9 protein-coding genes are annotated in these 10,200 nt (G+C 63.0%); all 9 read right to left on the bottom strand.

Annotation, left to right across the window (positions count from 1 at the left end; translation table 11 throughout):
* Positions 1-134: 134 nt before the first annotated feature.
* Positions 135-3,179 (bottom strand): PAS domain S-box protein, encoded by a 3,045-nt coding sequence (locus QMC96_08455; GenBank protein MDI6876786.1) that lies wholly within the window; start codon positions 3,177-3,179, stop codon positions 135-137.
* Between the two features lie 350 nt (positions 3,180-3,529).
* Entirely contained in the window at positions 3,530-3,793 is a 264-nt protein-coding gene (locus QMC96_08460; protein MDI6876787.1) for a hypothetical protein, read from the bottom strand.
* Between the two features lie 33 nt (positions 3,794-3,826).
* Positions 3,827-3,967 (bottom strand): hypothetical protein, encoded by a 141-nt coding sequence (locus tag QMC96_08465; protein MDI6876788.1) that lies wholly within the window; start codon positions 3,965-3,967, stop codon positions 3,827-3,829.
* 46 nt (positions 3,968-4,013) lie between these two features.
* On the bottom strand, positions 4,014-4,517 hold the full coding sequence (locus QMC96_08470; GenBank protein ID MDI6876789.1) for a hypothetical protein: 504 nt from the start codon (positions 4,515-4,517) through the stop codon (positions 4,014-4,016).
* Between the two features lie 458 nt (positions 4,518-4,975).
* Positions 4,976-5,734, bottom strand: coding sequence for a transglutaminase domain-containing protein (locus tag QMC96_08475; protein ID MDI6876790.1), 759 nt, complete (start codon positions 5,732-5,734; stop codon positions 4,976-4,978).
* Between the two features lie 187 nt (positions 5,735-5,921).
* Positions 5,922-8,906 (bottom strand): hypothetical protein, encoded by a 2,985-nt coding sequence (locus tag QMC96_08480; GenBank protein MDI6876791.1) that lies wholly within the window; start codon positions 8,904-8,906, stop codon positions 5,922-5,924.
* A 45-nt stretch (positions 8,907-8,951) separates the two neighbouring features.
* Entirely contained in the window at positions 8,952-9,314 is a 363-nt protein-coding gene (locus QMC96_08485) for a hypothetical protein (GenBank protein ID MDI6876792.1), read from the bottom strand.
* Complete coding sequence (locus QMC96_08490; protein MDI6876793.1) at positions 9,314-9,499, bottom strand: hypothetical protein; 186 nt, start codon at positions 9,497-9,499, stop codon at positions 9,314-9,316. The genes QMC96_08485 and QMC96_08490 overlap by 1 nt, the downstream gene beginning before the upstream one ends.
* Before the next feature lie 80 nt (positions 9,500-9,579).
* Positions 9,580-9,738 carry a hypothetical protein gene (locus QMC96_08495; GenBank protein ID MDI6876794.1) on the bottom strand — a complete coding sequence of 53 codons (159 nt, stop codon included), beginning with the start codon at positions 9,736-9,738 and terminating at the stop codon, positions 9,580-9,582.
* Between the last annotated feature and the right edge of the window lie 462 nt (positions 9,739-10,200).

Below are 10,200 nucleotides of genomic sequence, written 5' to 3' on the forward strand. Positions count from 1 at the left end.
TCATCGATCCGATGAATGGATCCGCTCCCCGCCGCCGGCGTGAACCCCTCCCCGTTCCGAGCGGATGCGCCCCGAAGACCCCGCGCACGGGGGGACTCCGCACGGGATGGCCGGGGGCGATCCGGCGGGTCTTCTCACCGCAGGATATTCGCCCCATTCGGAAGGGTCCCTCCGTCGCCGGACGCCCGCACGGGCGGCAGGGTGAAGTGGAACGTCGAGCCCTTCCCCGGCTCGGACTCCACCCAGATCCTGCCTCCGTGCCGTTCGACGATCCGTTTTACGAGCGCCAGCCCGATCCCGGTCCCCTCGTACTGGTCCATGCCATGGAGCCGCTGGAAGATGACGAAGATGCGGTCGAAGTACTGCGGCTCGATCCCGATCCCGTTGTCCGCGACCGAGAACCGCACCATGCGATCCACCTCCCGGGCGGAGATGCGGATCTCGGAAGGGGTATCCGCTCTGCGGTACTTGAGGGCGTTGCCGATCAGGTTCTGGAAGACCTGGCGGAGCTGGCCGGGATCGGCCATCACGTCCGGCAGGTGATCCACGGTGATCGTGACGCCCTCCGCCACGGTCTGGATCTGCAGACCGGCCAGGGCCTCCTCGACAATCGCATTGGCATCCGTGGGGCGGAACTCCATGCCCTTGGTGTTGACCCGCGAGAACTCCAGCAGGTCGTTGATGAGCGATTGCATCCGTTTCCCGGCCCTGACGATATAGTGGATGTACTCGTCGGCATCCCGATCGATCCGCCCTGCATACCGTTTCTCCAGGAGCTGGGCGAACGTCACCATCGTGCGGATCGGCTCCTGCAGGTCGTGGCTGGAGATGTAGGCGAACCGTTCCAGGTCTTCGTTGCTCCGCCGGAGGCGTTCGGCATACCCTTTCAGCGCCTCTTCGGCCCGCCTCCGTTCGGCCACCTCGGTCCGGAGAGAGAGGTTTGCCTGCGCCAGTTCGGCAGTGCGCTCTTTGATCCGGGTCTCGAGTTCTTCATTCGCCGTCTTGAGCGCTGCTTCCGCCTTCCGCAGGTCGGTGATGTCGATCCCCATCTCCAGAACGAGCAGCGAACCGTCGCTGTCGGGGAAGGGGAGATCGTGGATCTCGTAGTCCCTGCCATTGGGCCCGGTCCAGTACCACTGGTGCGGCGCCCGGGTCTTCATCACGGTATAGGACTCGCAGTGTTCGCAGGGTTCTGTGCGGTTGAAGAGGAACTCGTAACAGCGACGGCCCTGAGATTCACCGAAGTTATCACGGAAGGTGCGGTTGGCAAACGGCATCCGGTAGTCCTCATCGAGAAGACAGACGTAGATCGGCAGGGTCTCGAGGACATCGTAGAGGCGGTGCCGTTCGGCCTTCAGGGCTTCCAGGGAGAGAGCCAAGGCTTCCGTCCGTTCACGAACGCGACTCTCCAGGAGTTCATTGGCCGTTCTCAACGCATCTTCAGCCCGTTTCCGCTCGGTGATATCGGCGATCATACCCAGGGCGCCCGCATAGTTGCCCCTGTCGTCGTAGAGGGGGACCGTGTTCATGTTCACCCAGACACAGCTGCCGTCCTTTTTCCGATAGCGTTTCTCGAGATTGGTGGCCGGAGTCCCGTTGCTCCGCTCCTTGAGCTGGTCTTTCACGGTCTCGACATCTTCCGGGAAGAGGAATTCAGCAGGAGAGCGGCCAAGCATCTCCTGGGGCGTATACCCGAGGATCTCGGCCGTCCTTCGATTGACATAGGTCGTCCTGTGATCCGCATCGATGGTCCAGATACCCTCGTTGGCGGTCTCGACGATGCGACGGTACCGGGCCTCGCTTTCCAGCAGGGCTTCTTCGGCCCTTTTGCGCTCGGTGATGTCCGTGAGGATGGCAATAGCCCCGACGATGGCGCCGCTGCCATCGCGGATGGGGGCCGCGGCGGTGTCCACCCAGAGCGGTTCTCTGTCCAGGCGGGTGACCATCACCTCTTCTCCCCGCACAGTCTCGCCGTGCAGCGCCCGGTAGTAGGGGGCCGCCTCCCGGGGCAATGGCGTTCCATCCGCCCGCACAACGCCAAACATCTCCCGGCGCTCCTCGAAACGGGCAGGATCCAGAGAGGGCGATGTTCCCTCGATCATCCTGCGCACCGCCTCGTTCACGCGGATGATCGACCCGGATCGATCGTAGATGATGACGCCCGATGCGATCGATGCGAGGGTCGCGTCCAGTTCCGTGGCGCGCAGACGCTCCCTCTCTATGGCAGAGCGGAGCTCCGCCTCGGCCTGCCTGCGGTCGGAGATGTCCCGCAGGACGATCTGCACGGCGGGTTTCCCGCCGAAGTCGGTGCGGACCCCCCGCCCTTCGACCCATACAGAAGTTCCATCCTGCCGGAGGAGCGGAAACTGCAGGATCGGTGTTGGTTCGCCCAGCTGGTCTTGGGCAATATTCGCCTGTACGCTATCGCGGAAGTGCGGATGAACGATCGACAATACCGCCCTGCCGAGGATCTCTTCCGGACGGGAGATGCCGAGGAGTGTTCGCCCGGTCGGATTGAGGTAGAGGATCTTCTCGCCATCGACGATGACGATGGCATCGAGGGCATTCTCCACCATGGTCCGATATCGCAGTTCGCTGGCCTCCAGGTCCGCCTCGGCCTGCTTCTGCTCGGTGATGTCGCGAATGACGCCTTCCCGAGCGACAGGCCTGCCCTCTTCGTCAAAGAGGATTCTGAATCGGTCGGAGAACCACCGGTAGGTGCCATCTTTGCGGCGGAACCGGTAATCGATCGTGCCCCCTGCGGTCAGGGATGCGGGATTCAGCTTTGCATCCCGCACCCGGGGGAGATCGTCGGGATGCACGCGCCCGAGGATCGCATCCATGGGCATGGCCAGCGATTCTTCCACGGTGAACCCGGTGAGCAGCTCTATGGCGGGGCTGTAGTAATCGGCGCGGCCGGTCAGCAGGTTTCGGCGGTAGAGGGCATCCAGCGAATGGTCCAGGATCGATCGGAGCCGTTCCCGGCTCTCTTTCAGGCTCGCTTCGCTCCGCCTGCAGGCTGCGATGCCGCGCTGGAGGGCGGCGTTCTCGGACCGCAGTGTCCCGACTTCCGCCTCGAGCGCTGCGATACGCTCGGCGTCGGATGGAGTCCCGCCGTGTGCGGCAGCGCGGGAATCCTGCGCTTCCTTCTTCCGGGCAGTACGCGGGGACCGGGACATGGCAGATGTTCCTGTAAAAGTACTGAAACAGTGAACCCCCTATCTGATAATACTGCGCCTCCGAACGATCTCCCGGTACGCGCACGTCCGCGGGCGGCCGTCGCGCCCGGTGCCATCGGGCGCGGCAGAGCGAGCGGAGCGGCGGGCGGCGAGAACGAGGCGGCCGCCGCCACGAAGTGATCGTGCCGAGCGCGTGGGGGCGTCGAGGCACAACAGAGATGTATTGAAAAGGGGGGGGCGAGTCTCCGGCGCGGGCCGGAGGGGGCGGGACCGTCTTCGCATCGGGACCTACGACCTGAGAAGGAGGGCGATTCCGGGAGTGTGAGGGAGACGGACGGTATCGCCCGGGGTCAGGTCCCGCAGGTGTCCCGGTTCAGCACCTCGATCCCGAGTTCTTCCACCCGCTCGAAGAAGCGGATCGCCGCCCGCCCCATCTCCTGCTCTTCCTCGATCGTGATCTCACCATCCCGGGAGATGCGGTAGTAGCAGGCCGCCTCCTCCCCGAACGCGACGATCATCGCGGTCAGGAGCCGCAGCCGCCGGGCGGTGATGAACCCGGCCAGCAGCCCGGCGAGGGCGAGAGCGGTGGTGCAGAGGGTCAAGAGATCGGTCATGACGGCTCCGGGAGGAGAGGGTGCAGGGGGAGGTTATCCCTGCTCCTTCCCGCTCCCCGTCCGCCGCACGTGGTCCAGGACCCGGTCCCACACGATGATGAGACCGGGGACGACCACGTAGGCCAGCAGGGCGGCACCGACGAGGATGCCCACGATCAGGACGCCGCTATCCATCCGGGGTCGCTCCAGGGGAAAGGTGATGATGGGAGGAGCGGCCCCGTCAGGCGAGCGCCGGCACGGTGTCGGCCCAGGTCTCCACCTTGAGGCGGATGGCGTCGTCCTGGTAGGAGGTGATCCGCACCGCGTCCCGGGTGAAGGCCACGGAGTAGATCTCGCCGTTGGGATCGTGGCAGCGGAGCTGGCACGTGAACGACTCGGCCTCCGTGTCGCGGACCGCCGTCCCGCCCATCGCGGCTGCCAGGGCGGCGTTCGCCAGGATCTCCGCCGCGTTCGCGGTGAAGGCCGCGACCGAGGGGGATCGGGCGGTCACGTAGCCCACGCGGTTGCCCTCGCCGTCCTCGTAGTTCACGCGGACCGTGTAAGCCTCGCGGACCTTCTCGACACCGGGATGGGTGACGCCGGCCTGGATGTACTCCACGCAGCCGAAGGGGTTTTCCGAAAGCACGGCCTGGACGATGGCGTCGAAGGCCGCTACGTCGGCGATCGGGGCGGTAAGAGTCCGGACCGCCGTCTTGGTGTTGGTCGTTTCTACGAAATCTGCCATTGAGGTACTTGCCTATAGGATCTATAGGCTGAAGAATTGGTTATGGCCGAGGCTTTTAATAGAGATTGCATGCGGGGGGAAAGTGACAGGAGGGTTGGATGCACGGTTCATCCGTTTCGGTATCCAATCGTTTCAGAATTTCGACAAGCACTGAAAATACGGCTGCTTCGAGAGGATCGTCGAAGGTATAGAATATTGCGCTCGTATGCCGTTTGGTGAAGTCCGCGATCATGGCTGCGTACGGGCGGTCGTCCGGTCGCATCGCCTTGCCAGCCCGTTCCCACCGGGAAGTGACATCCTGAACAGCCATCCGGACGCTCTGAAAGCTTCGACCCATAGCATTCCTTCAATTCGGGGGTAGAAGGGTTGCGAAGCAGACAGGACGAAAGTGCAGAGACATAGGCAGAATTATGGGAGAAGAATATTCCCTATCTTCCTTCAATCCTGCTACATCTCCATTACCATGTCCAGATCGGAGCGCGATATGGTACCAGCCGAGGATAACGATCTGATATATCCTCTTGAGTCCCTCCGATGTACACGCGCTTTACCCTGTCAGGAGAAAAGATGTCGTAGTATTCAGTTTTATTGAACCACCGATCCTTGTAAGACTCAATTCCTAACACGTGATAATGACCATAAGCATCGGGATCGAAATACCACCACTCATCCCCGATCTTCACTTCCACCCAGGCATGGTTATTTGTCACAAATTCGAATATGAGAAACTTCTCAACAAGGTCCGCACCAACTACCCGTGTCTCAAAACCTGCTCTATTGGATACGTTTGCAAACAGATGGGCCAATTCGCCACAGGCACCCAGTTTATTGTAACTGATCCAGTAAGGATCGTTAGTGAATGGATTTTTCCCAAATATTGAATGCTCTGCCCTGATTTTGCCTGTCGAGGGATCATAACGATACCTGTTAATCGGTGGATCCAAGGTCTGGAGTATGATATTGCGATGCAGGTATCTCTCCCAGAATAATTCCGTGAAATTGGTTGTCACCCATTCGGCAATCCGATTTAATTTCTCTACTTCATGGGGCATGTCTTGAACTTCATCAAGTATGGTGCTGATCTGTCTCTCGCCTTCTGGCTGAATTATTACTTTATATTGTATCGAGAAGTACACATCCAGTGCTCGAGAGGTATTCAAAGCCCAGTAGAACTGAGCGGGTACATAGAAGGCGACGAAGGCTACGAGTACGACCATATACAGTCTGCCAACCAACCCCAAAATGAGGGTAATTCTTCTTTTTAAGGGATACTTTTGGAGACTATCTTCTTTTATTAGGATGCCGGGCTTTATTTTTAAAAAAGTGCATTAATTCGATTCATCTTTCGAATATTAAAAATATTTATTGATTCCACAGTTCTGGATATGGCTACTTATTAGACCGTTACGCTATCTGCCCCTGATTCCACTCCCTTACCAACCGCTGGTAACATACCCCGCACAGGTGGCTGTGCCGGTCCGAGCTCCGATACGCGGCACTGTTCACTCTGCAGATATCGCACTTCCCCCAGGGGTCCTCCATCCTGGTGAAGTCCCGGTGGTCCAGCACACCCGCGAGAGGAATGGTGCCGGGCCGCTTCACGTCCGGCAGACGCCTGCTCTGTCCCGCACTCCGTGCCCCCTTCAGGCAGTCATAACAGAGATACTGCGGCTCTTCCCCGTTCGCGATCCTCTTCACGGAACTCGTCGGGCGCCTCCCGCATAGATGACAGGGCTGGTCCACGGCCCGGGGGAGGGCGATGTAGTCCTGCTCCCGGATGACACCACGTTTGCCCACCGGCCCATTCGATCCCATGCTTTGCCCAGACGGTGGGCAAGAGAGCGGAGCCTGTTCTGTGTCCGGTTTTTCAATTCCTTCCCGTTCCGCTGGCTTCAGATCACTCTTGCCCACATCTGCGGAATCATGGGACGCTCCCGCGTCGCACACCTGATCATCGGCTGCCGGTTCACCCCTTCCTGTGGTCGGGGAGATCTGGGCAAGAGTCGGATCGGCCCCCTCAGAACTCGGTGCTATTTCCTCAGAAGGGGGATCGGACGCTCCATCAGCCGTATCGTCTCTTGCCCGCGACTCTTGCCCACCATCGGGATCGGTGGGCAACGTGGGCAAAGGTCCGTCATCCTCCGCGAGCCAGATCCCCCCGTTCCGCATCCAGGCGCGGTAGAGCTCCGCATCGAAAGTGTAGTGATACTCCCGCCGTTTGCGGGGCGGCGTCTCCGTCTCGTCCAGCGTCGTCGTATCGACGCACCCGAACGCCGGGCACTTCGCGAGCAGCCCCCAGGTGGAGCGGTCCGGCCGCCCGTGCAGGATCCGCCGGATGGAGTCGTAGGAGAGCCCCATCCAGTTCTGCAGATCCTTCACCGTGAACTCCTCCGCGTGCATCTTCAGGACCGTCTCGATCAACAGATGCTCGTTCTTCAACAGTTTCGTGGTCTGGCCGCCCTCGCGATCCAGGGCGACGCAGAGCTGCACCGCCGCCTCGAAGTCCGCCACGGCGGCGTCGATCTCCGTCTGGCCGTTCCGCAGGGTGCGCGAAACCCGCTGGCGGTAGTTCAGGATCGCGAACGATCGGATCAGGTCGAGGAGCATGAGGGTGTTCCGCCGGTTCCGCACGTTCTCGATGCGGATGCGGTCCGCAAAGGGAATCCGCACGTAGACCGACTGCCGCTTGATCTCGGCAACGATCGCCTGGCAGACCGCGACGTCCTCGACGGTGCGGATCTCGTCCTGCGAGAGCGCGGCCTGGCGGTAGACGGTCTCCTGGACCCGCCGGTCCTGGGCTTCGGTGTCGTCGATCCAGGGCTTGAGCATGCGGTTCAGGATCTGGTCGTCGCCCGGGTTCTCCACGGAGAGGATCCACCAGGTGCAGCCCGGCGGGAAGGTGCGGACCACCGCCTCCCGGCTCATGCTGATGGTGTGGTGGAGGAGCCGGTTCTGGAAGTCCGAGGTGGCGTTCTTGAGGATCTCGCGGAGGTCCTCGTTCAGGTTCACGTCGTCGAAGATGACGATCGAGCCGGGGTGGATCTCGTGGTAGAAGAGCGACTTCGAGCTGATCGATCCCTGGACCTTGTAGGGCGCCGGCACCAGCTTCAGGAACGACTGGGCCGCGTCGCTCTTCCCCTTGCCGGAGTCGCCCGTCGGGCAGACGTGGAGCCCGCGGGAGTTCTTCGCCGCGGAGGCGACCACGCTCACCAGGAAGCACTCCGCGACGATCGCGTCCCCGACGTGCAGCCCCTGGAAGGTCGAGAGGATGAAGCCCCGGGGGTCGCCTCGGGCGAGGATCTCCTCGGCACGGGCTCGCCGGGCCTCGGTGAACCCGCTCTGCTCCGACGGATCGGTGTCCTGCGGAGAAGAGGGGCCGTCCTCCGCCGCCGCCCTCCGCCCGGCGGGCTCGAACCGTCCCCGCAGCTCCGCCCAGCGCTGCTTCCCGCCCCCGCAGGAGGCATGGTGGCAGCCGGCGTAGAGCGCCCCGTTCCCGAACTGGATGGCAAAGGCGCCGTCGGTATGGGCGCTGGAGAAGGGGCAGGCCTCCAGGACAAAGAGCGTCCCGCCCTGGTAGGGCTTCCGGGATTTCACCCCGATGCGGTGCTCCTGCAGCCAGGCGGCGAGATCCCGGATCTTCTCACTCCCCTTCGGCGCCGCCGGAGCCGCCGGCAGGCAGTTCGCCAGCCGCTCCAGGGTGGTCCGCGGCACCGTCTCGATGCGGGGCGGTACAGAGATCAGGCGGGAGCGGCGGTGCGGCCGCTCCGGGGTGTCGTCCCCCTTGCGGGAGCGCGTGCCGTAGAGTTTCCAGATGCGGGCGGCGTTGCAGACCGCGGTGTCGATCGAGACCGTGTCGTCGCCGTGCAGGGCGGCCACCACCTCCAGGCAGCGCTTCACCAGGTCCCGGTTCTCGTCGGTGTTCTCCAGGTCGATGCGGTAGAGCAGGTGCGCCCCGTTGCCGCTGTCGCCCCGCACCGCCCCGGGGAATCCCAGGTCCGCGAGCCACGCGGCGATCGCGTCCGCCCGCTGCAGGGCCCGGGCGTGTTCGGCGTCGGTCGCCGATACCCCGCTCGGTCGGACCGGGTCGATATCGATCGGGAGCCAGCGGCGGCGGAGGATATCGCCGTCGCCCGTGGTCGCGTCTTTTCGGTGCAGCCGCATCTTGATGCGGTTCGCCCGCCGGGCGAGGAGCGCCGGGTTCACCTCGTTCAGGGTGACGTAGATGCCGTGGACGGCCGGATCGGCATCCAGGGCCCTCGCGTGCTCTGCCAGTCTGGCGTAGTCGTCATAGTAGCCGCTCGCGACCCGGTCCTCCCCCAGCGCCCGCATCTCCACGACCTGCCGGTGCGGGAAGAGGGTCTCCAGCGTCCGGCTGAGATCATCTGCCATGGCACACAGCCCCGGGGCAGGTGCAGCGGGCGGGGGAGACCGCGATCATCCGTGTTCCTCCCTGCGGGTCTCGCGGGGCACGATGCGGGAGAGGGGGGCTTCGTCCCGCCGGCGCTTCGCCACGTCCGCCAGGTCGTCGCGGGGCACGATGTAGGTGATGCCGCCGATGCTGAAAAGCACCGCCCGCCCCGAGCGGCTGGTGCGGGCGACGCCGGCGAACTGCATCCCGATCCGCGCGTAGCCTTCGAGGGTCCGCTGGGCGCTGTACTTCCAGACGCTCACCGTGCTGCCGTAGAAGAGCAGGGTCTTGATCTCCGTCCCCCCCAGGACGTAGAGGTCGGGGCCGATCCGAAGCACCACGCCGCCGCGCATGCCGGGGACGATGGTGCCCGCTTCTTCAAAGGGCATCACCTCACCTTCCGGGACCGGCACTCGCGGAAGGTCCGCACAGCGCACTCCTGGAAGAGGTCTTCCTTTGCCGGCCGCATCTCCCCGCCCCGGAGCCCGGCGCACTCCGGGCCGGGGGCGGGTTCCGGGACCGCGAGGCGGCAGGGCGGGCAGGGGTGGGGGGCGGGGTCCCCGCGGATGCGCATACCTATATTCCGGGAGGATGACTCTCTAGTGGCGCACTTCTGCTGATCGGGTCTGGTCATCCGCACGCGGGAGGCGCCACTCAAGCGGCCGGACATGCACCCTCCCTCTTCCCGATGCGTACCCGGATGCCGCGTTCGTTCGTCAGGCTGCCGATCCCCCTGCGGAGGGGGCAGGTCTTCTCGAAGCCCTCGTTTCCCACTCGTGCCACCGCGAGAGGATGGGCTGGTCGTTTCGTCATGTATTCACCTCGCAGTTGTCCATCGGTGCGGCGTCCGGGGGAGGCGGGGCTCTTCTCAGGCGAAACGGGGCGGGTTGGCGGTAAAGAGGTGCGCCATGGCAATGACTGTCCTGAGTGCCGGACTACAGCACCATCAAGCAGTGGGAAGGGGGATATTAGAAGGTAGGGCGTGGGCAGGGCGAAAGTGGATCGTACGACGGAATCTCTCCCATTTTTCTATGCAACCGGAGAAATCGGCACCAACACCACCCACGTTACCTCGTGAGGCGGTTCATCCAGGGAGATGCGTCACTCCTGAACGGGAATAATGAATGGAGAGGATCGATCCTCTCCCTACTGCGTAAAAATGAATCTCTGGAAATGTACGCTTGCGCGAATGAATTCACCCCCTGGGCTGGTGGTGAACCCTGCAGTGTTGTATCTGTATAAAAGGCATGGGATTTGTGGCTCTGTAGAGATCCC

It is taken from the genome of Methanomicrobiales archaeon, from assembly GCA_030019205.1.
In the GTDB taxonomy this organism is placed as follows: domain Archaea; phylum Halobacteriota; class Methanomicrobia; order Methanomicrobiales; family JACTUA01; genus JASEFH01.

Excerpts from the sequence above, each read along its gene's own strand:
- QMC96_08455 (MDI6876786.1), bottom strand. The coding sequence starts at position 3,179 with ATGTCCCGGTCCCCGCGTACTGCCCGGAAGAAGGAAGCGCAGGATTCC.
- QMC96_08460 (MDI6876787.1), bottom strand. The coding sequence starts at position 3,793 with ATGACCGATCTCTTGACCCTCTGCACCACCGCTCTCGCCCTCGCCGGG.
- QMC96_08465 (MDI6876788.1), bottom strand. The coding sequence starts at position 3,967 with ATGGATAGCGGCGTCCTGATCGTGGGCATCCTCGTCGGTGCCGCCCTG.
- QMC96_08470 (MDI6876789.1), bottom strand. The coding sequence starts at position 4,517 with ATGGCAGATTTCGTAGAAACGACCAACACCAAGACGGCGGTCCGGACT.
- QMC96_08475 (MDI6876790.1), bottom strand. The coding sequence starts at position 5,734 with ATGGTCGTACTCGTAGCCTTCGTCGCCTTCTATGTACCCGCTCAGTTC.
- QMC96_08480 (MDI6876791.1), bottom strand. The coding sequence starts at position 8,906 with ATGGCAGATGATCTCAGCCGGACGCTGGAGACCCTCTTCCCGCACCGG.
- QMC96_08485 (MDI6876792.1), bottom strand. The coding sequence starts at position 9,314 with ATGCCCTTTGAAGAAGCGGGCACCATCGTCCCCGGCATGCGCGGCGGC.
- QMC96_08490 (MDI6876793.1), bottom strand. The coding sequence starts at position 9,499 with ATGCGCATCCGCGGGGACCCCGCCCCCCACCCCTGCCCGCCCTGCCGC.
- QMC96_08495 (MDI6876794.1), bottom strand. The coding sequence starts at position 9,738 with ATGACGAAACGACCAGCCCATCCTCTCGCGGTGGCACGAGTGGGAAAC.